The sequence below is a fragment of the Caballeronia sp. LZ035 genome, from assembly GCF_031451175.1.
Taxonomy (GTDB): domain Bacteria; phylum Pseudomonadota; class Gammaproteobacteria; order Burkholderiales; family Burkholderiaceae; genus Caballeronia.
On record NZ_JARUXS010000002.1, the window covers coordinates 734,288 to 757,287 of the forward strand.

Below are 23,000 nucleotides of genomic sequence, written 5' to 3' on the forward strand. Positions count from 1 at the left end.
GGTAATGAAAACAGCCCGAATCGCGATTCGGGCTGTTTTTTTATGTGCTCAACGCCGGTGCCTCATGCCTGACTCGGCTTCTCCCACAGATTCAACGAGCGTCCAATGCCTTGTTCCAGGGCGCTCTTGTAAAGCTCGAAGCCCCAGCTGATATCGAACACGGCCATGCCGCACGCGATGAAGATCACGCGATCTCGCGCGCTGTCGCGGCCGGGCTTCACGCCGTTGACGACATCGCCGAGACTGGTCGAGTCGGTGAGCGCGGGCAGCTTGCCGGCATCGATGAGCCGGTAGAACGGACCGCCGATCACGTTGCTGTAGTACGCGTCCTTGTTGCCCGAGGCGAGTGCGTCTTCGACGTAGGCTTCCTGCAGCGGCGTGTGATCGAACACGATCTTGCAATTCGTGAGGAAGGACTCGTCGGTATTGAACGGGCCCGAGACGAGCAAGGCGGCGCCTTCCTTGATCCACTCGTCCTTGAAGTAGAGCGGCTTGAGACGCGACGCGGCTACGGTGATGACGTCGGCATCACGGAAACCTTGTTCCGCCTGGTCCACGCCGATCGCCTGGATGCCGTACGTCGCTTCCACCCAGCTCGCGAACTCGTTCGCCTTGTCGAGGAACACATCGAAGCAGACCACTTTCTCGATGCTCTTGACCTGCGTCATGATGGCGATGAAACACGCCTTGTTGATCGGCCCGCAACCAATGACCGATGCCGTCTTCGCACCCTGGTTCACGAGATACTTCGCCGCGACGCCGGGCACCGCGCCGGTGCGTGCCGCGCTCAGCAAGTTGGCCGACATCAGCGACAGTGGCGCGCCGGTGTCCTTGTCGTTGAGCATCATCGTGAGAATGGAGCGCGGCAGCCCTTTTTGCGCGTTCGCATGATTGGAGCCGTACCACTTGTTGCCGCATACATCGAAGCGGCCGCCGAGATAACCGGGCATCGCGGCGAAACGGCGGTCCGGACCTGCGACGGGCATGTTCGGGAACTTCGTTTCCTTCGGGAACACGATGTTCATGCCGTGATTGTTGTGATTGGCGCCGCCCATCAGATAGTCGCCCTTGCCGAGCAGGCTGAAGGTCTCTTCGCAGACGGCGACGCAGCGCGCGGCATCGAGCACGCCGGCTTCGATCATGTCGGGTTCGGAAAGATAAAGGAAGTCGATCTTGGGATACATGGCAAGCCCTTTTCGTTGGCAAAGTACGTTTCAGAACCGCAGCAGCGGTGTGATGTCGTAAAGACGGCAAGCGGCGCTTCGAGCATTGGCGCGCATCAGGAAGTTGAGCTTTTCGATGCGTTCGCCCGAGCGTGGTGCGCCGTTTTTCTGGAACGGCACTTCGAGCCCGACGGAGAAGTCCATCACGACGTCATCGACGACGCCGCCCGAACGGCCCGAAGGCACCGCGATCATTCCGTTCTCTTTGGCGAAGCGATAAGCGTCCATCGCTTCGGTGATGGTGCCGACCTGATTCGGCTTGAGCACGAAGCCATCGACTGCGCGCGTGTCGTGTGCCTTGCGCAACAGTTCCGGATTGGTGACCGTGAGATCGTCGCCCAGCACGATGGTGCGTTTCAGTTCGCGCACCGCGCGGCTGTAGCCGGTCCAGTCGTTTTCGTCGAGCAGGTCTTCGACAAAGACCAGATCGAAGCGCTCGGTCAGATACTTCGCGTAGGCGATCAGTTCGTCTGAGGAGACCCGTTCGCCCTTGAGGAGATAGCGTCCGGTCTGTTTGTCGAACATCTCGCTCGACGCGCAATCCAGCGCGAAGGCAATGCGCCCCGTGTAACCGCATTCGTCGATGGCCTGCTGCATCAGCGTCAGGATCATCTCCGGGTCTTCGGATGGCGCCGCATAGCCATAGGAACTGGCGACCTGCGGCTTGTGTCCGAGGTGCGACGTCAACACCTCGCCGAGTTTATGAAACACGGCGACCGCCATCTCGATCGAAAAGTCGATGCTGTCGGTGCCATAGGGCACGATGAGAAACTCGTTGAACGCCTGCGTGAAGCTGTCGTAGCGTCCACCGTTGACGACGTTGAAGCAGGGCACGGGCACCGTGCGTACGTCGCGTCCCGCAATGTGCTCGTAGAGCGGCATGCCCTTCGCATCGGCGGCGGCGCGGAACGCGGCGATGGACGCCGAGTAGATCGTGTTGCCGCCGAGACGATGCTTGTCCGGCGTGCCATCCAGCGCGATCATGGTTTGGTCGATCGCACGCTGATCGAACACATCCATGCCGATGAGCGCCGGCCCGATAGCGTGTGCGGCGAGATCCACGGCCTTGTGAACGCTCAGGCCTTGGTACGTGGACGGATCGCCATCGCGCAGCACGAAGGATTCGTGCATGCCCACGGAGGTGCCGGTGGGCGCAGCGCCCCGTCCGACCGCTCCGCTCCGGGTACGAATCTCGACTTCGACGGCGGGGCGGCATTTACAGTCGATGATCTGCTGGGCGCGCACGGAGATGATCTTGTCGTTCATTACGCACGCTCCTTCGCTGCGGGAACATAGAGGATGTTGAGATCGCACAGGTTCGTGCCCGTGTTGCCCGTGAAGACCGCCGAGCCTATGGAGGAGAGCGCTTCGTAGCAGCTGTGCTCGCGCAATGCCTGATACAGGCTGATGCCCTTCGCCGCCGCGCGCCTGAAGCTGCTCGAATCCGTGATGCCGCCCGCGACGCGAGCGGTGCCATCGGTGCCCTCGCTGTCGATCGAGAGGAGACACGCGCCCTGAGTCTTTTCCGCGGCGATCGCGAAACCCACGGCCATCTCCTGACCCGGTCCGCCATGTCCCTTGATGACGCTGTTATCGCCGATGTGCGTGGTGACTTCGCCAGAGCTGAGCAGCACGCACGGCGGCTTGATCGGGTTGCCGTAGGTCTGGATTTCGCGTGCGATGGAGGCGAAGAAGGTGCCGGCATCGCGGCTTTCGCCTTCGAGGAAGGACGAGACGATCATCGCCGGAAGACCCATCTCCTCGCAGACCTGCTTCGCGTAGATGCAGGAGTCCGGCAAGGTGTTGAGCAGAAAATAGGTGTTGTCGGGAAAGGCCTTGGGCGTCTCGGCTTCGGGTCCCGCGTTCATCAGAAAGTCGACGACGCTCTTCGGCAAACGATGCGCCACGTCACGGTTCACGATGGTCGCGCGGGCATCGTCGAGCGTCGTCAGGTCGGGGCCGATCGGTGTGGACTTGTACGCGGCATAGGGCACGGCAATGTCGCCGGTCGCGGGCGAGCCGACCGCATCGCTGATGCCGAAGCCGATCAGCTCCGCGCCCACCGCCTGGATCCGCCTGGCCAGCATGCCGCCGTTCAGCGCCGAGATGTGCCGGCGCACGGCATTGATCTCGTAGATACCCGCGCCGGACTTGAGCAGGACATCGGTCGTATCGATCTCATCCTGCAGCGTGATGCCGTCGATCGGACACGACATGAGCGCCGAGCTGCCACCGCTGATCACGGCGATGAACAGATCGTCGGGGCCGGCCTGATCGACCAGTTCGATGATCTTGCGCGACGCGCGATGACCTTCCTCATTCGGCAGCGGATGGCCGCCGACGAACACGTCGGTTCGGTTGAAGCGATCCGATTCCTCGTGAATCTTCACGATGGCGATGCCGGACGTCAGCCGGTCGCCGAGCACGTGGTCGACGGCCATCGCCATGTGATTGCACGCCTTGCCTGCGCCAATGAGATACACATGGCGCTTCTTCGACAGGTCCCACGAACGCGTGCCGATATGCAGTTTGTCGCCGTCGAGACGCATGATGCTCTGAATGCGTTTATAGCTGTCGAGACGCTCCAGCGTGCGGTCGGTGATCTCAAGCACGATGCGCCGGGACTCGGCATCGCCCTGAGCAAGAATCTCTGCGGAGTTGCGTATCTTTTTCATACGGGTGCGGGTGATGGGTTGGGTCAAAGCAATTTAGGCAATCACCCTGCACAGATACATGTACACTTGGACAAGCACGCGGATCGCTGTACAGGCTTCGCGACCTGCACACAAATGCCTTGTTTTAAGGGCTTTTCATGAAACCCGTTCTATCTCTCGATGCCGCATCGGATACGTCGCTCACCATGCAGATCGTGGCGGGCATCACGCTGGAGGTCGAAGAGAAACGCTGGCGGCCCGGCGCGCGCGTGCCGAGCATTCGTGCGTTTGCGCTCGCACATGGCGTGTCCACTTTCACGGTGGTGGAGGCGTATGACCGGCTCGTCGCGCAGGGCGTGCTGGTCGCGCGGCGCGGTTCGGGCTTCTATGTTTCGGAGCGGCGTCCCGGCATGCCGCAGAGATCGGTGGAGAAGCTCGACGAGAAAGTCACCAACGGCTGGCTCGTGCGCAATTTTCTCGGCGCGAGCGAGGGCGCCATTCACGCGGGCGCGGGCTGGCTTCCCGAAACCTGGTTCGATAGCGAAGGCATTGCGCGCTCGCTCAGGCAACTCGCCGCGCACCCCGAGCATCTGCTGGGGTACGGACATGCGCGCGGTTACGAGCGGCTGCGCGAACAGATCGTGCGGCAGCTGGCCGAATACGAGATCGAAACGAATGTCGCCGGCGTGATGACGACGCTCGGCGCAAATCAGGCGCTCGATCTCGTCATCCGCCAGTTCACGCAGCCGGGCGACGTCGTCATGGTCGACGCGCCGTGCTACAGCGATCTGCTGGTGGCGCTGCGCATGCGCGACGTCGAGACGATTGGCATTCCAATGACCCCCACCGGCCCCGATGTTGGCGCGATGCAGGCCGCGTTCGACGCGCATCGCCCGAAGCTGTACTTCACCAATAGCCGGCTGCACAACCCGACCGGCGCGAGCTATAGCTCCGCGGCCGCCTATAAGGTGCTCAAGATCGCCGAGCGTCACGACTGTCTGATCGTCGAGGACGATGTCTCCGCCGATCTGGTGCAGGGCGCACACTTCACGCTCGCGTCGATGGACCAGTTGAAGAACGTCATCTATATCGGCAGCTTTTCGAAGACCATTGGTGCGGGTTTGCGAGTGGGCTTCGTCGTCGCCGATCATGATGTCCTCGAAGGCCTGCTCTATCAGAAGCTCGTATCGGGCATGTCGACGCCCACCGTGACCGAGCGACTCGTCAGCGCGATTCTTTCGGAAGGTCACTACCGCAAGCAGACGGAGCAGTTGCGCGACCGGCTTGCCGCCGCGCAGGAGAAGACCTGCCGCAAGCTGGACGCATGTGGCTTCGAGGTCTTCTGCGAACCGCGCTCGGGCATGTTCCTGTGGGCCAGGCCCGCCGGTATCGATGCGGATTCGTCACAACTGGCGGAACGCGCCTTCGAGCAGAAGATTCTGCTAGCGCCCGGGCATCTCTTCTTTGCTGGCCGCATCGAGACGGGCTGGCTCCGGTTCAACGTTGCACACTGCAACTTCGACCGCCTGTACGCCTTTCTCGCCGACTCCGCCGACCGCTGAAGCGCTCCAAAGTGTGCAGTTCGCGCTGCCTGTACAGGTATCGCGGTGTGTGCCTGTCACGCGGCTTTTTCGCGGACGAATATGTGTCGACAGGCACACTCAAGAGAGAGAGACGACGCATGACCTACGACCTTTCGCGCTTCGCGATCAATCAGATCACGACGCCCAAGTGGACCATGCCCGAAGCACTCGAAGGCTACAAGCGCGAGGGCATCGACGGTATTGCCGTGTGGCGGCCATACCTGGAGGCTTATGGTGTCGCACAGACGCGCAAGCATCTCCGGCAACTGGAGATGTGGGTGCCGTCCCTGTGCACGAGCGAATGGCTCAATGTTGGCGTGGATCAAAGCATGATGGCGGCCATCGACACCAACCGGCGTTTGCTGGATGCCGCCGCTGAAATCGGCGCGCAATGCCTGATGATGGTGGTTGGCGGCATGCCGCCCGATAGCAAGGATATCCAGGGTCAACGTGCCCGCGTGCGCGATGCGCTTTTCACGTTGCTGCCGCATGCGCGTGAAGTTGGCGTCAAGCTCGGCCTTGAACCGTTGCACCCCATGTACGCGGGCGATCGCAGCGTGCTGAATTCGATCAAGGTGGCGAACGATCTCTGCGATGAACTCGGAGAGGGCGCGGGACTCGTTCCGGATGTCTATCACTGCTGGTGGGACCCGGCCTTCGAAGCGGAACTCCGTCGCGCGGGACCCGAGCGCATCGTCTCGTTCCACTATTGCGACTGGCTCGTGCCGACGCGCAATCTGCGCGATCGCGGCATGGTCGGCGACGGCGTCATCGATATTCCGCGCATCAAGGGATGGCTGGACGACATCGGCTATACCGGGCCGTTCGAACTGGAAATCTTCTCCGAGCTGGACTGGTGGGAGCGGCCGTCCGAGGAGACGGTTCGCATCGGTGTGGAACGATGCGGGCCACATGTCGGCACGGCGACTTCCAATCGGGCCTGAGCGCCAACACCTTCATTTCAAGGAAAACAATGACTCGCTTTTCCATCGGGAAATGCGTGCGTGATGACGCGCGCGCGGAAGCAGACGATCAAGAAGAAAGGGCGCACGACAAGCCAGGCACCCGATTGCGTGACCACGCGTCTGCTCAATACGACTGGATGGATCATCATTCGACATTCGAAATAAGCGAATGGTGAACATGGCGCGGCGCATGTCAGTCCGCAAGGCTCGTCACCCCTAAAACAGCAAACCCCATGTCTACCCGCCCCGTTGCTCCGGCCCGCCCGCTTCGCGTGGCCGAAAGCGCCAGCCTCGACGCACTCTATCGCAAAGTGACTGCGCGCCTGCTGACGCTGTTCTTCTTCTGCTTTTTCGCGGCTTACCTCGATCGCGTCAACATCGGACTGGCGAAACTTCAGATGCTCGATGCGCTCGATTTCAGCGACCGCATTTATGGTCTCGGCGCTGGACTCTTCTTCGTTGGATACATCGCGTTCGAGATACCGAGCAACCTCGTGCTGGAGAGAGTCGGCGCCAAGATCTGGATCGCGCGGGTGATGATAACGTGGGGCGCGCTGTCGGCCGCGACCATGCTGGTCAAAACCCCGTTGCAGTTTTACATCGTGCGATTCCTGCTCGGCGCGGCCGAAGCTGGCTTCGTACCGGGCGTATTGCTGTATCTGTCGCAATGGTTTCCTTATGAACGGCGTGCGCGAATCGTCGCGTTGTTCATGATCGCGATGCCGGTTTCGAGTCTTCTTGGCAATCCGTTGTCCGGCTGGCTGATGAACGGGATGGACGGCGTGCGCGGCATCGGTGGCTGGCAGTGGATGTTTCTGCTGGAAGCGCTGCCGTCGATCGCGCTGGGTGTCTTCGTGCTTCTGTGGCTCCCGAACAGCATCGAGAAGACATCGTGGCTCACGATCGACGAGAAGCGGATCTTGCTCGGCAACCTCGAGAGCCATCCGCATGTCGAGAAAATCTCTTCGCTCAAGCACGTGTTCATCGACCGACGGCTCTGGATCCTGGGCCTCGTCGATGCCTGCATCATGATCGGCGTGTATGCGACGAGTTTCTGGCTGCCGTCGATCCTGCACGATACCGGCGTGCGCGATCCGCTTTCGATCGGACTCTGGATGGTGTTGCCGAATGCGGCCGCCGTGGTCAGCATGCTGTGGTGCGGGCGCAGTTCCGACCGCGCGCGCGAACGTCGCTGGCACATGGCGGTGCCGTGCCTGGTTGCGGGCTGCGGACTGTTTGTCACGGCGTTTATGCCTCACGACACGATGACGACAGTCTTGTTGTTCTCGCTGATCAATGCGGGCGCGGCAGCGACCATACCCGTCATCTGGACGCTGCCGCCTACCTTTCTCAAAGGGACGGGCGCGGCGGCCGGCATCGCGATGATTACATCGCTCGCCAACCTGGGTGGGTTCATCGGTACGACCACACTGGGGTGGCTGAAGGACGAATTCCATTCGCAGCAGATCGGGCTGATTGGATTTGGTGTGTGCATGCTGGTCGGATGCGCACTGGCGCTTGCGTACCCGAAAACGAGCGGCATATGGGCGGATTCCTGATACGTCGGCTGGCAACGATGCTGAAATGGCATAGGGAAGGCGCCTGCGAGCCCTGTGCGCTGACCTCGGTGATGTCGGCGACGCCGCTTGGCTTTGCCGTCAGCGCCCACTACGACGCCAGCGCGATACTCACGGCGCATCTGTACGGATGCATCGAGCGGCGTGATGACGACTCTGATCACGCAGATTGCTGATTGAAGCTTCGCCGGGAATGATCCAAAGCATTGGCGAATTGAAGCGCCAAAGACTGATCGACTTTATATAACATTGGAGAAGAAAATGCGTAAATGCAGGATCGCGCTGGCTTCGAGCATCGTCGTGGTGTCCTTTCCCGTCTTCGCTCAGAGTTCGGTCACGTTGTACGGTTTGATCGACGAAGGTCTCGACTTCACGAACAACGCCAAGGGTAACAAGGCGTACAAGATGCAGAGCGGCGATGTGCAGGGGAGCCGCTGGGGGCTCAAGGGAACGGAGGATCTGGGCGGCGGCCTGAAAGCGGTTTTTCAGATCGAAAGTGGTTTCGATGTCAACAACGGCAGGCTGGGGCAGGGTGGACTCGCTTTTGGCAGACAGGCATTCGTCGGCATCTCGGACGGCGCATTGGGAACCGTCACGCTGGGCCGGCAATATGACTCGGTTGTGGACTATCTGGCGCAGACCACGGTCAACGGAAATTGGGGCGGCTATCTCTTCTCGCATCCTTACGATAACGACAACACTGACAACACGTTCCGCGTCAACAACACAGTCAAGTACACCAGCGCGACCTTCGCGGGCTTTCAGTTTGGTGGCACGTATAGCTTCAGCAACGACACGAATTTCGCCAACAACCGCCAGTACAGCGTGGGCGCGCAGTACACCAACGGCGGCCTGCTGGTCGCCGCAGCTTATCTCCAGGCTAACAATCCGTCCGCCACCGCGAGTGGCGCGATCAACAACGGTGGCGATGAGAACTTCGTCGCCAAGCGTCTACAGGTATTCGGCGCGGGCGTCAACTACACGCTGGGCGCGACCACGGTTGGCTTCGCGTACACCAACACGTATCTCACGCAACCGCTCAGCTCCGCTTATGTTGGCCCAATCACGCCTGCCGGCGGCGCGACGCTGTCATCGCTTCGCTTCAACAATTTCGAAGTGAACGCCAAGTATCAGTTCACGCCGGCCTTTTACGTCGGCGCGATGTACGGTTATACGCGTGTGAGTTTTGATGCATCGAACGGAAGATCTCACCCCGCCTTTCATCTCGCCGGGCTGATGGCGGACTATAACCTGTCGAAGCGCACGGACGTCTATGTGCAGGGTGCCTATCAGCATGCAGGCGGCGACAAGACAGGTTCAGTCCTGGACGTCGCGTACGTCCCCGGCGCTGCAGACGTCTCCTCGACGGCGAATCAGGTGGTTGCGCGGGTCGGCATTCGGCACAAGTTCTGACATGGCGAAACGCGGCTGGTACATGCTGGGGCGAACCGTCCGCCGAATCGCTCACGAAACCGGGAGCGCGAGCCGCGCTATCTCAGCAAAGTATCGCGCGCCAGTGAGCAATATGTCGTCGTTGAAGTCGTACGTCGCATTGTGAAGCGGAATACCTCCTTCCTTTCCTGTAGCGCCGTTGCCAATGAAGATGAAGTTGCCCGGTACGGCCTGAAGAAACGCACCAAAATCCTCGGAGATCATCATGGGTTGCACGTTGGCGTCGACGTTATCCGTGCCGGCGATCTCGCGAGCCGCAGCTACGGCAAGGTCCACATATTCCGCCGAATTGATGGTCGGCACGAATTCGTGCGTGTATTCGAATGTGCATTCAGCCCCGTGCGTACGGCAGATACCTTCACTGATTTCGCGCATTCGGGTGGCCAGCATCGTCTGGACTTCGGGTGCATAGCTGCGCGTATCACCCTTGATCGTCACGTTCGACGGGATGACGTTGCGGATACCGTCCGTCATGAATTCCGTGCAGGAGATCACCGCCTGCAGGCTCGGATCGAGATTGCGGGACACGATTGTCTGCAGCGCCAGCACGATCTGCGAGGCCACAACGATGGGATCGACGCCCATGTGAGGGCGCGCTGCATGTGTGCCCCGGGCCTTGATGTGAATGACGAAATTGTCTTCACTCGCCATGATGCCGCCCGCGCGCGTGGCGAAGGTCCCGGCGGGCATGCCCGGCATATTGTGCGCGCCAAAGATGGCGTCGACGGGGAATCGTTCGAAGAGCCCGTCTTTCATCATCGCCTTTGCGCCGCAACCATGTTCTTCGGCCGGCTGAAAAATGAACCGCACCGTTCCGTTGAAGTTCTTTCTCTCGGCGAGCAGTCGCGCCGCGCCGAGAATCATCGACATATGTCCATCGTGTCCGCACGCGTGCATCTTGCCGTGCGTCCGTGAGGCATGCAGGCGGCCCGGTGCATTCTCTGCGATATTCAGCGCGTCCATGTCGGCGCGCAGGCCGATGACACCGTCACCCCGGCCAACCGTGAGACTGGCGACCAGACCCGTCCCGCCTATCCCGCGATGCACGTCGAGACCGAGGGCGCTCAAGGCGCGTGCGACGTAGTCCGATGTGGCAACTTCCTCGAAGCCGGTTTCCGGATTCTGGTGCAGATGCCGACGCCAACTCTTCAACTGCGATTGCAAGGAGTTTTCCATGACGCATACCCTTTTCGATGGCGATGCAGTTTTTCTTACCTGACAGTGGCGTCCAGCCAATGAGCCTGGCGTGAAAGAACCGAGTCGGCCGTTTCACCCACGCATGCTTCATAGACCGTTGGCGCAGTCGCTCCCTCTGTGCTGATCACCAGTACGCGGGAATCACCGTTCAAGCCGGTGGCTTGCGCCCGCTGTGAATCCTGCAGCAATGCTTCGAGGCCAGCGTAGCCCGCAGCGCCGGATTCGCCGACTACCAGAGGGATGTCCGCGCCCGTTCCAGCGGCAAGTCTGCGCATCGCTGCAATGGCATCGTTGTCGCCGATCGTCATGAAATCGTCGACACACTGGTCGAGGAACCGCCAGGCAAGCGGTGAGGCCTCGCCGCAAGCAAGCCCTGCCATGATGGAGTCGACTGAGCCGGTTGCTTTCGCGGCTCGGCCTTCACGCGCACTTTGATACAAGCAGTCCGCCTGCTGCGGTTCAACGACGATGAACCGCGGACGTTTGCGGCCATGAATCTCCCAAAGGTAACTGGCCACCCCAGCCGCGAGACCGCCGACACCGCCTTGCAGAAATACGTGCGTGAAGGCGCATTCGCCTGCATGACGCTCGGACTGCTCGACGATCTCGGCAGCGATCGCACCATAACCCTGCATGACGTCGCGAGGAATCGCTTCATACCCTTCGTATGATGTATCCGACACCACGTGCCAACCGTTTTCTTTCGCGAGGCGCGCGGTCTCTTCCACCGATTCGTCATAGTTGCCACTGATGCGAATGATGCGTGCGCCATAGGCCGCGATGGCCTGCTCACGTTCGACGCTGACGTTGGCGTGCAGGACGATCACACAGTGGCATCCAAGCGTTCGTGCTGCGGCCGCTAAGGCCTTGCCATGGTTGCCGTCGGTAGCACTGGTCACGACCAGGTTCGTCAGCATGTCCTTGTAGCGTCCCTCGATCAAGCCCTTGGGATCGAGATCGTGCCCGGGCCACAAACGCAGCACCAGACGTATGAGAGCGATCGGCGCGCCCAGCGCCTTGAAGCTGCCGAGGGGCGAGCGGGTGGATTCATCCTTGAGGCTCAGGCGCGCCACGCCAAGGCGGGCAGCCGCGTCGGGCAGGTCCCATAGCGGTGTAGCGCACGCATTGAGCAGGTTCCAGTTCGAAAGCCAGGCACGGCTCTGTTCGGCGGACTCGACATTCAGAATCGCTTTGAGTTCGTCTGGATAGTCAGCGCGCGACGCGCGCTTGTTGGTCATCAGCATGGCTGCACGGCTCCATCAATTAAAGGTGCGACGCGACTGCAGAAACCCGCAGCGGAGAGTCAGTGCGCCGATCAATGACAAAATAATATTTCCTGAGCCGCGTGAATTTGTCGCTAAATTCCGCTTCGAGGTGGAATAATTTCTCATTTCCTTACCGGATACCGCACCATGGCGACCTCACTCGATGCATTCGATCGCAAGCTGTTAGCCGAGGTCCAGCAGGACGCTCAAGTTCCCCAAAATGAGCTTGGCGCCCGGGTCAATCTCTCCACTGCTGCGGTGAATCGCCGTTTGCGGCGCCTCGCGGAAGACGGTGTGATCGATCGATATGCAGCGATCGTTTCGCCCGACAAGGTGGGATGTCCTCTTACGATTGTTTCGATGGTGGAAGTCGAGAGTGAGCAAATCGATCTGCTCGATTCAATGAAGCGGACATTCGAACAGTGCCCGCAGATCCAGCAGTGCTACTACGTCGCGGGCGAATGGGATTTCGTGCTCATCCTCACCGTGCGCGACATGGAGCAATACAACAAACTGACCCGGCAGCTTTTCTTTTCCAATAACAATGTCAAGCGCTTCAAGACGCTCGTCAGCATGAGTCGAGTGAAAGTCGGACTGGAGGTACCTCTGGACGCGGACGAGTGAAGTACCTCGTCCGGTTTCGCGAAGGCTCTCGAGTCTTCCATCGCGACGAAAGCGGCCTATCTGACCACGCTCTTATCCTGCCAATCGCCTTGGCCAAACTGCCGGACCGTGATCGCACCGTTGCGGATGTCGCCGTTGCCGTCGAACTTGATCGGTCCCGTCACGCCGTCCAGCGTCAGGCTCTGGAGCTTGGGCAAATAGACTTTGGGGTCCACCGAATCGGCGGCTTGCATTGAACTGGCCATCGCCATCACGGCGTCGTACGCATACGGCGCATAGAGCTGAACGGGCACACCAAAGCGCTGCTGGAAACGCTTGAAGAAGGCGGCTCCCTGCGGCATCTTCGACGGCGGCACGCCGGCCAGCGTGCAGTATGTGCTGCTGTTCATCGCGGCTCCGGCGAGCTTGATGAATTGCGGCGTGCAGGCTTCGTCGCCTGCGATGAGTTTTGCCTTCAGGCCAAGCTTCTGGGCCTGTTGAGCGAACGCCGCAGCTTGCGTATCTCCGCCTGTGAAGACGATGCCATCGGGGACGTGGCTCTTGATGGTCGTGAGGACCGCCATCCAGTTAGTGGTTTTGTCGGTGCCGTATTCACGCGCAACGACAGTGCCCCCCGAAGCCTTGACGGCCTTCTCGACCTCGTCAGCCAGTCCTTGTCCATAGGCGGTTCGATCGTCAACGATCGCGATCTTCGTCGCCCTCAATTCCTTCACCATGTAGGTGCCGATGACCGTTCCTTGCCGCACGTCGTTCGCCACCATACGAAAGACGCTCTTATAGCCCTGCGCCGTGAGTTTGGGGTTGGTGGCGGATTCGGTGATCATGGGTATGCCTGCATCCGCGTAGATCTTCGAGGCAGGGATCGACGTGCCGGAGTTGGCATGGCCGACCACGCCTGCGACGCGGTCATCCACGAGCTTCTGCGCGACGGTGACAGCGGTCTTCGGGTCGGCGGCATCGTCCTGCGAATCCAGCGCGAACGTGACCGGCTGCCCGCCGATACGGAGTTTCTTCGCGTTGAGATCCTCGATTGCGAGCCGGACGCCGTTCTCGTCGTCCTTGCCTATATGCGAAAGCTCGCCGGTCAGTGGCGATACCTGACCGATCTTGACGGTGACGTCAGCCTCTGCCAGAAGCGGATACGCGACGAACAACATCATCGGAAAAGTGGAGATGCATCTCAGTTTTTTCATGTTCGGGCGCTCGCTGGATTGCGTCGACGGTTAAAGGAAACGCTGACATGTCCGCGATCTTTCATGATCGCGTGATGCCGTAACGATCGTAAAAGAGCGCCGCGATAGCCAAAATCCCCCGATTGCCCCGTGCTGCAATTTCTGATCGTTCCGAAGCCGGAACGTGAGAAATTTTTGACGTCCGTGTCGTCACGCAAAAGTGGAACAACTGCGGTTCCTGACGGATTTAATTCTGACAGACAGCCAACGAACAATACGCAATAATATGGGATGCCAGCGGCGACGCCGCCGCCGTTCATCCATGCGAAGGCCCATGTCCGATCTTAAAGTTGATAGAAACGCCAAGACCCTGCGCGAGTTGACGCTTGAAAAATTGCGCGAGGCCATCGTGCAGGGCTACTTCCGCCCGGGCGCGCGCCTGGTGGAACGAACCCTGTGCGACGAACTCGGCGTCAGCCGCACCGTTGTACGCGAAGTGCTGCGTCACCTCGAAACGGAAGGCCTGGTTGAAACTGTGGCGCGCACGGGACCGATCGTGGCGCGGCTCGATCCTACCCAGGTCGCCGAAATTTACGAGCTGCGCGGCCTGCTCGAAGCCAATGCCGCGCGCGCCTGCGCGGAAAACGCGACGCCCGAAGTCATCAAGAAGCTGCGTGGCATTCGCCGCAAGATCGAGGCGGCGTTCGCGAAAGACGCCTTCGCCGACGTGCTCACGCAGACCGAAGCCTTCTACGACACGCTGTTTGAAGGCGCGCAGAAGTCGGTATCGCTGTCGGTCGTACGCACGCTTAACACGCGGATCAACCGGCTGCGGGCGCTGACGATTTCATCGACCGGACGCGGCACGGAATCGAACCAGGAAATGAACACGCTGCTCGAGGCGATCGAAAAAGGCGATGGCGCCGCCGCGCATGAAGCATCGTCGGCGCATATCCGACGCGTGTCGGAACTGGCACAGCAGGCGCTCAGTCGCCTCGCCGAGCCTGACTGAACCGCGCTCCGACCCACTACGAACCGCCGCCAGGCGGTTTTTTTTCGCCCGCGAATTCCCGCAGCACGGCGCGTTCGTTCCGATCGTATCATGGTATTCCATAATACCTCACCGTTTGTCTCGTTCGTAATATGGCATACCATCATCTGGTGAGAAATCAGATCGACGGACCGAAGCATTGCCATCAAGCGAAATTCGAGGGAGTAGGGCAGATGAAGCCGGAAGAAAGCCGCGTGATTGCGGATGGCATGGCGGGCGGTACGCGCTACGCGCTGTATGCGGCGCGGGCCGGTGAGCCTGCCGAAACGGTCGTGCTGATCCATGGTGTCGGCATGAATCGCAGCGTGTGGGCGCCCCAGGTCGATGCCCTCAGCGCGCGCTTTCAGGTGCTCGCGTACGACATGCCCGGTCACGGCGAAAGCGCCCTGCCGAGCGCCGAACCGACGCTCGCTGAATACGCGATGCAACTTGCTGCCTTGCTCGATGCGCTGAAGATCGAACGCGCGCACATCGTCGGTCATTCGATGGGCGCGCTCGTCGCGCTGGAATTCGCGCTGACGCACCCGTCGCGCGCGTCGAGCATCGTGGCGCTGAACGCCGTCTACGACCGCACGCCCGAGCAACGCGCAGCGGTGATGGACCGCGCATCGACGCTGGATGCCGGTGCGCGCGACGCAGGCGTGGACGCCACCATCGCGCGCTGGTTCGGCGTTCCCGTGCCGACGCATCTCGAAGCCGCCGCGCGCGACTTGCGCACGCTGTTGCTGACCGTGAATCCCGAAGGCTATGCGCGCACCTATCGGCTGTTCGCGAGTTCGGACGCCGTGCATGTCGGCCGACTCGGCGCACTGTCAATGCCCGCGCTGTTTCTGACCGGCGAGTTCGATCCGAACTCCAGTCCCGCGATGTCGGAAGCGATGGCCGCTGCCTCGCGCGATGGCCGCGCGGAAATCATCGACGGTGCGCGCCACATGATGAACGTCACCGATGCGGCGCGCGTCAACGAACGGCTCGGCGCATTCCTCACGCAGGCGATGCGGACCTCATCAACAGGAGAATGTCATGACTGACACGATCAACACGATCAAAGAGCAGGCCATCGATATCGCGGAATTCCGCCGCGCACTCGGTGCATTCGTGACCGGCGTGACGGTCGTCACGACCATTCAACCCGATGGTTCGCCACGCGGCTTCACGGCGAACTCGTTCACGTCGGTATCGCTCGATCCGCCGCTGATTCTGGTGTGCATCGCCAAGACGGCGTCGAGTCACGCGGTGTTCTCCGCGACCGATCACTTCGCAGTAAGCGTGCTCGCGGAAGGGCAAAAGGCCGTGTCGGGCGTGTTCGCCTCGAAGTCCGCCGACAAGTTCACGCAGGTCGACTGGCACGCGCGCATCACCGGCGCGCCGCTGATGAATGGAGCGGCCGCGAGTTTCGACTGCAAGACCCACGACGTCGTCGATGCAGGCGACCACATCATCCTCATCGGCCGTGTGGTGGATTTCGCGCATTCGACGTCATCGCCGCTCGGCTACTGCCGTGGCGCATACGTGAACTTCAGCCTGTCGCAGGACGCGTTGTCGGCCGCGGGCGCGCGTGCGCGGGTCGGCGCGATTCTCGAGCTCGACGACGGCATCGTTCTGCTCGATACCCCCAGCGGTCTGGAATTGCCCGCGGGTATCCGCCTCGAACCATCGAGCGATGCCAACAGCTTGCGCGGCGTACTCGTCACCCTTGGGCTCGACGCGCATCTCGACTTTCTGTTCGCCGTGTTCGAAAGCAGTAACGGCGTGCATGTCTATTACCGGGGCCGCGTCAGCAGCGACGGACTGGCATCGCGTTCGGCGCGCGTGCGCGTGGTCCCGCGCGATGCCATTCCGTTCGAACAGATCCGCGACGACGCCGTGCGCTCGATGCTGCAACGCTACGTGCGCGAGCGCAGTGAAGACGCGTTCGGCATTTATGTCGGCGACAGCGCGGCCGGAAAAGTCCAGTCGCTGGCTCATTCTCACTAAATAGTCCAGATACCCATGTTCTACGAAATCCGTACGTATCGAATCAAGACCGGCGCGGTGCCCGCGTATCTGAAGCTGGTCGAAGAGGAAGGCATCGCGTTGCAGAAGAAGTATTTGAAGGACCTGATCGGCTACTTCTTCTCGGAGATCGGACCGTTGAATCAGATCGTGCATATCTGGGCCTATCCGTCGCTCGACGAGCGCGAAGAACGTCGTGCCGCGCTCGCCAAAGACCCGGCATGGCAGGCGTTCGCGCCGAAGATTCAGGCGCTGATGGAAGAGATGGAAAGCAAGATCATGCGCCCGGCTGAATTCTCGCCACTGAGCTGAACATCGACGCAGACCGCTCGGAAAGCGGCTTCACACACCCATCAGGCAGGAGACACGAATGAACACGAGCAAGACGCTTTTTGCGGCATCGATCTTTGCGATCGGCACCCTCGCTCACGCGGCCGATCCGATCGTCTTCACGAGCTGGGGCGGCACGACGCAGTCCGCGCAACAGAAGAACTGGGCGCAGCCGTTTGGACAGGCGAACAACATCAACGTGCTGATGGACGGCCCGACCGACTACGGCAAGCTGAAAGCGATGGTCGAAAGCGGCAACGTGACGTGGGACGTGGTCGATGTGGAAGGCGACTTCGCCTATGCCGCGCAGGCAGCGGGACTGGTCGAACCGATTGACTACACCGTGGTGAAGAAGGACGAACTCGATCCGCGTTTCGCGACGCCGAGCGCGGTGGGCAGCTTCTATTACTCGTTCGTGCTCGGCTACAACAAGGGCAAGTATGCGAGCGCGCAGCCGCAAAACTGGACCGATCTCTTCGATACGAAGAAGTTTCCCGGCAAGCGCACGTTCTATAAGTGGTCCGCGCCCGGCGTGCTGGAAATCGCCTTGCTCGCGGATGGCGTGCCTGCCAACAAGCTCTATCCGCTCGATCTCGACCGCGCCTTCAAGAAGCTTGACACCATCAAGAGCGACATCGTCTGGTGGGGCGGCGGTGCGCAATCGCAGCAACTGCTCGCATCCGGCGAAGCCCCGATGGGCATGTTCTGGAACGGCCGCCTGCATGCGCTCGCGCAAACCGGCGTGCCGGTCGGCATCTCGTGGAATCAGAACCTGACGGCCGCCGACATGCTGGTCGTGCCCAAGGGCGCCAAGCACAAAGCCGAAGCCATGAAGTTCCTCGCCTATGCGACCAGCGCGCAGGCCCAGGCCAAATTCGCCACGGACACGAACTACGCGCCGATCAACGTCAAGTCGCCTGCCTCGATGCCGGCCGATGTCGCCAAACAGTTGCCGGACAACTACAAGGCGTCGCAAATCAATCTCGACATGAAGTACTGGGCCGAGAACCGTGACGCCATCGCCAAGCGCTGGTACGCGTGGCAGTCGAAATAAACCGCATCGTCTGGATCGGGAGTCACCATGCCGAACGTCCTCAGTACCGATACTGTTGCACCGCCCGCGCCGAAAACGCGGCATAAGCCGGACTGGCGCAATCTGCGCCTGCTCACCCCGGCGCTGCTCCTGCTGGCGATCTTCTTCGTGCTGCCGGTGTTGTCGCTCTTGCTTCGCAGCATCATGGAGCCGACGCCGGGCTTGCAGAACTATGTCGAACTGCTCGGCTCGACCACCTATCTGAAGGTCTTCGGCAACACGTTTCTGGTGGCGAGCGTCGTGACCATCGCTACCGTCGTGATCGGCTTTCCGACTGCGTGGCTGCTGGCCATCGCGCCGCGCAGGATCAGCTCGCTGCTGTTCTCCATCCTGCTGCTGTCGATGTGGACCAATCTGCTCGCCCGCACGTTTGCGTGGATGGTGCTGCTGCAATCGACCGGGCCGATCAATCGCCTGCTGATGGCGCTGCACATCATCAACGAGCCGCTGGCCATGGTGAACAACCTCGTCGGCGTGACGGTCGGCATGACCTACATCATGCTGCCGTTCCTCGTGATGCCGTTGCACGCGACGCTGCGCAGCATCGATGCATCGACGTTGCGCGCGGCCGCCGTGTGCGGTGCCAGCCGCTGGCAGGCGTTCTGGCGCGTGCTTGTGCCGCTCGCGGCGCCGGGTATTGCGTCGGGCGCGCTGATGGTCTTCGTGATGGCACTCGGCTACTTCGTGACACCGGCGCTGCTCGGCGGACCGTCGTACATGATGCTCGCGGAGCTCATCGCGCAACTGGTGCAAGGACTGTTGAACTGGGATCTCGCGGGCGCGGCGGCGTTCGTGCTGCTCGCCGTCACCCTGGGCCTGTTCACGCTGCAACTGCGCTTCACCGGCGGTGCGCGTGCCAGCATGGGAGGGAAATGACATGTTGCTCGACTTCGATCGCCTGGGTTCACTCAAGTGGGTGTTGATCGCCATCGGTTGCGCGGTCGGCCTGTTCCTGCTGATGCCGATTCTCTTTATCGTCGCGCTGTCTTTCGGCGATTCGCAATGGCTCATCTTTCCCGCGCCGGGCTGGACACTGGAGTGGTATCGCCAGCTGTTCACGGATTCGGGATGGGTCGATGCGTTGCTCACGAGCGCCAAGCTCGCGGTGATCGTCACGGTGCTGTCGGTACTGCTCGGGCTGCTGGCATCGCTGGCGCTGACACGCGGCAAGTTCAAGGGACGCGGCGCGCTGCAAGCCTTCTTTCTCACGCCGATGGTGCTGCCCGTGGTCGTCCTGGCCGTCGCGCTGTATGCGTTCAGCCTGCGCGTGGGACTGAACGGCACGACGACAGGTTTCGTCATCGGCCATCTGATCATTGCGCTGCCGTTCTCGATCATCTCCATCAGCAATTCGCTGGCGAGCTTCGATACCGCGCTCGAAGACGCCGCTCTCGTGTGCGGTGCCTCGCCGCTCGCCGTGAAGTTGCGTGTGACCTTGCCCGCGATTCATCTCGGCATCTTTGCCGCCGCGATCTTCTCGTTTCTCGCGTCGTGGGATGAAGTGGTCGTGTCGATCTTCATGTCGAGCCCCACCTTGCAGACCTTGCCGGTGCGCATCTGGTCGACCTTGCGTCAGGACCTGACGCCGGTGGTCGCCGCGGCGTCTTCGCTGCTCGTTGCGCTGACGACTCTTTTAATGCTGGCGGCCGCGGTGTTGCGCCGTCCCCGTTCCGTGAAGTGAGGTAACGCACCATGACATTCCTGCAAATCCAGCGCCTGCGCAAGACGTATGACGACGTCGTTGCTATCGACAACGTATCGCTCGATATCAATCGCGGTGAATTCATGACCTTTCTCGGGCCGTCGGGTTCGGGCAAGAGCACGACCTTGTATATCGTCGCGGGCTTCCAGGAGCCGACCGAAGGGCGCGTGCTGCTCGACGGCAAGCCGCTGCTGTCGGTTGCGCCCAACAAGCGCAACATCGGCATGGTGTTTCAGCGCTACACGCTGTTTCCTCATCTGACGGTGGGCGAGAACGTTGCATTTCCGCTGCGCGTACGTCGCCGTCCGGATGCCGAGGTGAAGGCGAAGGTCGAAAAGATGCTGGCGCTCGTGCATCTGTCGGAGTTTCGTGACCGGATGCCCGCGCAACTCTCGGGCGGCCAGCAGCAGCGCGTGGCGATTGCGCGCGCGCTCGCTTACGATCCGCCCGTATTGCTGATGGACGAGCCGCTGTCCGCACTCGACAAGAAACTGCGCGAAGAGATCCAGCTCGAACTGCGCCGGATTCACCAGGAAACCGGCGTGACCATTCTCTATGTCACACACGATCAGGAAGAGGCCTTGCGGCTGTCGGACCGCATTGCCGTGTTCAACAAGGGGCGCATCGAGCAATGCGGCACAGGCGAGGAGCTTTACGCGAATCCCGCGTCGAAGTTCGTGGCGAACTTCATCGGCAACTCGAATTTTCTGCCGGTGCGCGTGACGTCGAGCGGCGCGAAAGAATCGAGTGGCGTCTTTCCCAATGGCCTTGCGATCGCTACCGCAGGCAATGCGACGCTCGCAGCGGGCGATGACGGCACGCTGATGGTGCGCCCGGAACAAATGCGCATTCGTGCGCTGGGTGCGGCGGCAAACGGATCGGGTTTGCCCGTCACGGTGCGCGATATCACCTATCTCGGCGATGCCATGCACTACGCGGTCGCCACGCCCTGGGAACAGGAGATTTCGGTCCGCATGCCCGCGGGCGCTCATCGCGACAGCGGTCTTGCGATCGGCACGCAGGCGCTCGTCGATTGGGATACGCGCGATGTCAGGCTCTTCGCGCAGGCCTGACATCATGTTGCCGTCGCTGAAGGTCGAACGTCCCAACGTCACGCTGCGCGAACTCGCGTTGCAGAAGATGCGCACCGCCATTCTCGATGCGCGCTTTCTGCCCGGTGATCGACTGGTCGAGCGCGCGCTCTGCGAAGAACTCGGCGTGAGCCGCACTGTCGTGCGTGAAGTGCTGCGTCATCTGGAAACGGAAGGGCTGATCCAGACGCTGCCGAATCAAGGTCCGATCGTCGCCATTCTCGATATGGCGTCCGCCGCGGAGATCTACGAGATTCGCGCCTTGCTCGAAGGCGAGGCGGCGATGGCATGCGCGATGCAGGCCGATGAGGAAATCGTCGAGGCGCTTGATGCGTGCATCGGCCACATTCAGAAGGCGTTCGATACACAGGACCACCATGCCGTGCGCGATCTGACGACCGCGTTCTACGAACGCATGTTTATCGGCGGTCAAAAGAACGTCGCGTGGGAGATCGTGCAATCGCTGACGGCGCGAATCAACCGGCTACGCGCGTTGACCATTGCGTCCGATGATCGCGGGCGTCAGGCGGTTCAGGAGATGCAGCAGATCCTTGCCGCCATTCGCGCCCATGACGGCCCGCGCGCGCGTGATGCCGCGCGTGCGCATGTCGAACGCGTGGCGGAGATCGCGCGCGCGTTGCTGGATGAAGGACAGGAGAACGCGTCGTGGCGGCGCGCGGGTTGAAGCGGGCAGCGTGTTAAAGCGGGTTGCAGCATCACTCATCGCACTAGCGACAGATCACAAACCACAAACGATCCGGGAGATCGGAGGAGAAGGCATGGCAAAGGCTTGGGGCAAGGTACGTTTCGCGAGTGCGTTAATGGGGAGCGCATTGCTTGCGGCGAATGCGCACGCGCAATCGTCCGTCACGCTGTATGGTGTGATCGATGAAGGTATCGACTACGTGAGCAACAGCGGCGGCCATTCGCTGTGGCGCATGCGCGATGGCACCTATGACGGCGTTTACGGGAGTCGTTGGGGTTTGAAGGGCAGCGAAGACCTGGGCGGTGGTCTGTCCGCCATCTTCAAGCTGGAAGCGGGCTTCAGCACCGAGAATGGACAGAGCCGTCAGGGTGGACGTCTGTTCGGCCGTCAGGCGTATGTCGGCGTGTCGGATACGCGTTATGGCACGGTGACACTGGGACGTCAGTACGATTCCGTGGTGGACTATCTTCAACCCGTGACCGCGCCCGGACAACTCGCCGGACCGCTCGTCCACGCAGGCGATATCGACAACACGGACAACTCGTTTCGCGTCGATAACTCGGTCAAGTATGCGAGTCCCACGATCGGCGGTCTGACCTTCGGCGGTCTCTATTCGTTCACCAACACGAATGCGGCGGGACGGGGCACCACCGGCTTGTGGAGCGTCGGCGCGAACTACGCGTTCGGTCCCTTCACCATCGCAGGCGCCTACTTGTATGCGAAAAACCCCGCGCTGCTGCTCACCGATGGCAACTACATCGGCAATACCACGGGCGCGGCGATCGGTGCGTCAGGTCCGTTCAGCTATGTCGGCAACCCGGCCAACGAACAGGTGTTCGGCGCGGGCATCAACTATGCGATCGGCGCGGCCACGCTCGGCATCGACTATACGAACACCAAGTTCAACGATGCGAACGGCACGAACGGCACCGTGCGCTTCGACAACTACGAAGCATGGGGACGCTATAACCTCACGCCCGCGTGGTATGTGGGCGCGCAGTACGTTTATACGCACGGCAACATCGGCTACAGCCAGGCGATCCCGATCTACCACCAGGTCGGTTTGACCACGGCCTACTCGCTGACCAAGCGTACCTCGCTCTATGCCATGGGCGTGTGGCAGAAGGCAGCGGGCGCGGCATCGAATGCGGATATTTTCGACGGCGCAGTGGGGTCGGCATCGACCAGCAATCACCAGATCATGGGACGGGTAGGCATTTATCACCTGTTCTGATTCGCTTCTGTCATACGCGCCGCGCGGCTCGCTTCGATAGCGCGCCCAGCGGCGCTTTTTTACTTTGCAAGAGGAACGATCGTGGA

The 23,000-nt window shown here is 61.2% G+C and carries 22 protein-coding genes; 16 read left to right on the forward strand and 6 right to left on the reverse strand.

Going from position 1 to position 23,000, the window contains the following annotated elements:
• Nucleotides 1-62: 62 nt before the first annotated feature.
• Genes QCE88_RS18905 through QCE88_RS18915 form a run of 3 tightly spaced genes read right to left on the reverse strand, consistent with a single transcriptional unit; the run spans nucleotide 63 to nucleotide 3,898 of the window.
• A complete protein-coding gene (locus tag QCE88_RS18905; protein ID WP_309904910.1) occupies nucleotides 63-1,184 on the reverse strand; it encodes a tyramine oxidase subunit B in 1,122 nt (373 codons plus the stop codon).
• A 30-nt stretch (nucleotides 1,185-1,214) separates the two neighbouring features.
• Nucleotides 1,215-2,489, reverse strand: a complete 1,275-nt coding sequence (locus QCE88_RS18910; protein WP_309904912.1) for a phosphopyruvate hydratase — start codon at nucleotides 2,487-2,489, stop codon at nucleotides 1,215-1,217.
• Nucleotides 2,489-3,898 carry a DUF4147 domain-containing protein gene (locus tag QCE88_RS18915; protein ID WP_309904914.1) on the reverse strand — a complete coding sequence of 470 codons (1,410 nt, stop codon included), beginning with the start codon at nucleotides 3,896-3,898 and terminating at the stop codon, nucleotides 2,489-2,491. The genes QCE88_RS18910 and QCE88_RS18915 overlap by 1 nt, the downstream gene beginning before the upstream one ends.
• 137 nt (nucleotides 3,899-4,035) lie before the next feature.
• Here QCE88_RS18915 and QCE88_RS18920 point away from each other — a divergent pair, with 137 nt between their 5' ends.
• The 5 genes from QCE88_RS18920 (at nucleotide 4,036) to QCE88_RS18940 (ending at nucleotide 9,415) form a co-directional block, all read left to right on the forward strand.
• The gene (locus tag QCE88_RS18920) at nucleotides 4,036-5,439 is read left to right on the forward strand and encodes a PLP-dependent aminotransferase family protein (RefSeq protein WP_309904916.1); all 1,404 of its coding nucleotides are present in this window, start codon (nucleotides 4,036-4,038) and stop codon (nucleotides 5,437-5,439) included.
• Nucleotides 5,440-5,558: 119 nt separating this feature from the next.
• Nucleotides 5,559-6,404, forward strand: coding sequence for a sugar phosphate isomerase/epimerase family protein (locus QCE88_RS18925; protein ID WP_309904919.1), 846 nt, complete (start codon nucleotides 5,559-5,561; stop codon nucleotides 6,402-6,404).
• A gap of 254 nt (nucleotides 6,405-6,658) precedes the next feature.
• Nucleotides 6,659-7,984 (forward strand): MFS transporter, encoded by a 1,326-nt coding sequence (locus tag QCE88_RS18930; protein ID WP_309904920.1) that lies wholly within the window; start codon nucleotides 6,659-6,661, stop codon nucleotides 7,982-7,984.
• A complete protein-coding gene (locus QCE88_RS18935; protein WP_309904922.1) occupies nucleotides 7,969-8,178 on the forward strand; it encodes a hypothetical protein in 210 nt (69 codons plus the stop codon). Before QCE88_RS18930 ends, QCE88_RS18935 begins: the two co-directional genes overlap by 16 nt.
• An 85-nt stretch (nucleotides 8,179-8,263) precedes the next feature.
• Entirely contained in the window at nucleotides 8,264-9,415 is a 1,152-nt protein-coding gene (locus QCE88_RS18940) for a porin (protein WP_309904924.1), read from the forward strand.
• 51 nt (nucleotides 9,416-9,466) lie between these two features.
• Here the strand turns inward: QCE88_RS18940 and QCE88_RS18945 are convergent, their stop codons facing one another.
• Both QCE88_RS18945 and QCE88_RS18950 read right to left on the reverse strand, forming a co-directional pair.
• Complete coding sequence (locus QCE88_RS18945; RefSeq protein ID WP_309904926.1) at nucleotides 9,467-10,630, reverse strand: M20 aminoacylase family protein; 1,164 nt, start codon at nucleotides 10,628-10,630, stop codon at nucleotides 9,467-9,469.
• Between the two features lie 35 nt (nucleotides 10,631-10,665).
• Nucleotides 10,666-11,895 carry a diaminopropionate ammonia-lyase gene (locus tag QCE88_RS18950; protein ID WP_309904928.1) on the reverse strand — a complete coding sequence of 410 codons (1,230 nt, stop codon included), beginning with the start codon at nucleotides 11,893-11,895 and terminating at the stop codon, nucleotides 10,666-10,668.
• 168 nt (nucleotides 11,896-12,063) lie between these two features.
• Between QCE88_RS18950 and QCE88_RS18955 the strand changes: the two genes are divergently transcribed.
• Complete coding sequence (locus QCE88_RS18955; protein ID WP_309904930.1) at nucleotides 12,064-12,540, forward strand: Lrp/AsnC family transcriptional regulator; 477 nt, start codon at nucleotides 12,064-12,066, stop codon at nucleotides 12,538-12,540.
• 56 nt (nucleotides 12,541-12,596) lie between these two features.
• Here the strand turns inward: QCE88_RS18955 and QCE88_RS18960 are convergent, their stop codons facing one another.
• A complete protein-coding gene (locus QCE88_RS18960) occupies nucleotides 12,597-13,733 on the reverse strand; it encodes a branched-chain amino acid ABC transporter substrate-binding protein (RefSeq protein WP_309904932.1) in 1,137 nt (378 codons plus the stop codon).
• A 313-nt stretch (nucleotides 13,734-14,046) separates the two neighbouring features.
• Here QCE88_RS18960 and QCE88_RS18965 point away from each other — a divergent pair, with 313 nt between their 5' ends.
• The 10 genes from QCE88_RS18965 (at nucleotide 14,047) to QCE88_RS19010 (ending at nucleotide 22,914) form a co-directional block, all read left to right on the forward strand.
• Nucleotides 14,047-14,724 (forward strand): GntR family transcriptional regulator, encoded by a 678-nt coding sequence (locus QCE88_RS18965; RefSeq protein WP_309906506.1) that lies wholly within the window; start codon nucleotides 14,047-14,049, stop codon nucleotides 14,722-14,724.
• Between the two features lie 212 nt (nucleotides 14,725-14,936).
• On the forward strand, nucleotides 14,937-15,794 hold the full coding sequence (locus QCE88_RS18970; protein WP_309904934.1) for an alpha/beta fold hydrolase: 858 nt from the start codon (nucleotides 14,937-14,939) through the stop codon (nucleotides 15,792-15,794).
• A complete protein-coding gene (locus tag QCE88_RS18975) occupies nucleotides 15,787-16,740 on the forward strand; it encodes a flavin reductase family protein (RefSeq protein ID WP_309904936.1) in 954 nt (317 codons plus the stop codon). Before QCE88_RS18970 ends, QCE88_RS18975 begins: the two co-directional genes overlap by 8 nt.
• Before the next feature lie 15 nt (nucleotides 16,741-16,755).
• Nucleotides 16,756-17,070 (forward strand): NIPSNAP family protein, encoded by a 315-nt coding sequence (locus QCE88_RS18980; protein WP_309904938.1) that lies wholly within the window; start codon nucleotides 16,756-16,758, stop codon nucleotides 17,068-17,070.
• Between the two features lie 58 nt (nucleotides 17,071-17,128).
• The gene (locus tag QCE88_RS18985) at nucleotides 17,129-18,142 is read left to right on the forward strand and encodes an ABC transporter substrate-binding protein (protein ID WP_309904940.1); all 1,014 of its coding nucleotides are present in this window, start codon (nucleotides 17,129-17,131) and stop codon (nucleotides 18,140-18,142) included.
• Nucleotides 18,143-18,169: 27 nt separating this feature from the next.
• A complete protein-coding gene (locus QCE88_RS18990; protein ID WP_309904943.1) occupies nucleotides 18,170-19,057 on the forward strand; it encodes an ABC transporter permease in 888 nt (295 codons plus the stop codon).
• A gap of 1 nt (nucleotide 19,058) precedes the next feature.
• Nucleotides 19,059-19,862, forward strand: a complete 804-nt coding sequence (locus QCE88_RS18995) for an ABC transporter permease (RefSeq protein ID WP_309904945.1) — start codon at nucleotides 19,059-19,061, stop codon at nucleotides 19,860-19,862.
• A gap of 11 nt (nucleotides 19,863-19,873) precedes the next feature.
• Complete coding sequence (locus QCE88_RS19000) at nucleotides 19,874-20,956, forward strand: ABC transporter ATP-binding protein (protein WP_309904947.1); 1,083 nt, start codon at nucleotides 19,874-19,876, stop codon at nucleotides 20,954-20,956.
• Between the two features lie 4 nt (nucleotides 20,957-20,960).
• Nucleotides 20,961-21,659, forward strand: a complete 699-nt coding sequence (locus QCE88_RS19005) for a GntR family transcriptional regulator (protein WP_309904949.1) — start codon at nucleotides 20,961-20,963, stop codon at nucleotides 21,657-21,659.
• Between the two features lie 94 nt (nucleotides 21,660-21,753).
• The gene (locus tag QCE88_RS19010; protein ID WP_409018164.1) at nucleotides 21,754-22,914 is read left to right on the forward strand and encodes a porin; all 1,161 of its coding nucleotides are present in this window, start codon (nucleotides 21,754-21,756) and stop codon (nucleotides 22,912-22,914) included.
• The last annotated feature ends 86 nt before the right edge of the window (nucleotides 22,915-23,000 follow it).

Bases quoted from the DNA above. Each gene is read 5' to 3' on its own strand.
- QCE88_RS18905 (WP_309904910.1), bottom strand. From the start codon at position 1,184: ATGTATCCCAAGATCGACTTCCTTTATCTTTCCGAACCCGACATGATC.
- QCE88_RS18910 (WP_309904912.1), bottom strand. From the start codon at position 2,489: ATGAACGACAAGATCATCTCCGTGCGCGCCCAGCAGATCATCGACTGT.
- QCE88_RS18915 (WP_309904914.1), bottom strand. From the start codon at position 3,898: ATGAAAAAGATACGCAACTCCGCAGAGATTCTTGCTCAGGGCGATGCC.
- QCE88_RS18920 (WP_309904916.1), top strand. From the start codon at position 4,036: ATGAAACCCGTTCTATCTCTCGATGCCGCATCGGATACGTCGCTCACC.
- QCE88_RS18925 (WP_309904919.1), top strand. From the start codon at position 5,559: ATGACCTACGACCTTTCGCGCTTCGCGATCAATCAGATCACGACGCCC.
- QCE88_RS18930 (WP_309904920.1), top strand. From the start codon at position 6,659: ATGTCTACCCGCCCCGTTGCTCCGGCCCGCCCGCTTCGCGTGGCCGAA.
- QCE88_RS18935 (WP_309904922.1), top strand. From the start codon at position 7,969: ATGGGCGGATTCCTGATACGTCGGCTGGCAACGATGCTGAAATGGCAT.
- QCE88_RS18940 (WP_309904924.1), top strand. From the start codon at position 8,264: ATGCGTAAATGCAGGATCGCGCTGGCTTCGAGCATCGTCGTGGTGTCC.
- QCE88_RS18945 (WP_309904926.1), bottom strand. From the start codon at position 10,630: ATGGAAAACTCCTTGCAATCGCAGTTGAAGAGTTGGCGTCGGCATCTG.
- QCE88_RS18950 (WP_309904928.1), bottom strand. From the start codon at position 11,895: ATGCTGATGACCAACAAGCGCGCGTCGCGCGCTGACTATCCAGACGAA.
- QCE88_RS18955 (WP_309904930.1), top strand. From the start codon at position 12,064: ATGGCGACCTCACTCGATGCATTCGATCGCAAGCTGTTAGCCGAGGTC.
- QCE88_RS18960 (WP_309904932.1), bottom strand. From the start codon at position 13,733: ATGAAAAAACTGAGATGCATCTCCACTTTTCCGATGATGTTGTTCGTC.
- QCE88_RS18965 (WP_309906506.1), top strand. From the start codon at position 14,047: ATGTCCGATCTTAAAGTTGATAGAAACGCCAAGACCCTGCGCGAGTTG.
- QCE88_RS18970 (WP_309904934.1), top strand. From the start codon at position 14,937: ATGAAGCCGGAAGAAAGCCGCGTGATTGCGGATGGCATGGCGGGCGGT.
- QCE88_RS18975 (WP_309904936.1), top strand. From the start codon at position 15,787: ATGACTGACACGATCAACACGATCAAAGAGCAGGCCATCGATATCGCG.
- QCE88_RS18980 (WP_309904938.1), top strand. From the start codon at position 16,756: ATGTTCTACGAAATCCGTACGTATCGAATCAAGACCGGCGCGGTGCCC.
- QCE88_RS18985 (WP_309904940.1), top strand. From the start codon at position 17,129: ATGAACACGAGCAAGACGCTTTTTGCGGCATCGATCTTTGCGATCGGC.
- QCE88_RS18990 (WP_309904943.1), top strand. From the start codon at position 18,170: ATGCCGAACGTCCTCAGTACCGATACTGTTGCACCGCCCGCGCCGAAA.
- QCE88_RS18995 (WP_309904945.1), top strand. From the start codon at position 19,059: ATGTTGCTCGACTTCGATCGCCTGGGTTCACTCAAGTGGGTGTTGATC.
- QCE88_RS19000 (WP_309904947.1), top strand. From the start codon at position 19,874: ATGACATTCCTGCAAATCCAGCGCCTGCGCAAGACGTATGACGACGTC.
- QCE88_RS19005 (WP_309904949.1), top strand. From the start codon at position 20,961: ATGTTGCCGTCGCTGAAGGTCGAACGTCCCAACGTCACGCTGCGCGAA.
- QCE88_RS19010 (WP_409018164.1), top strand. From the start codon at position 21,754: ATGGCAAAGGCTTGGGGCAAGGTACGTTTCGCGAGTGCGTTAATGGGG.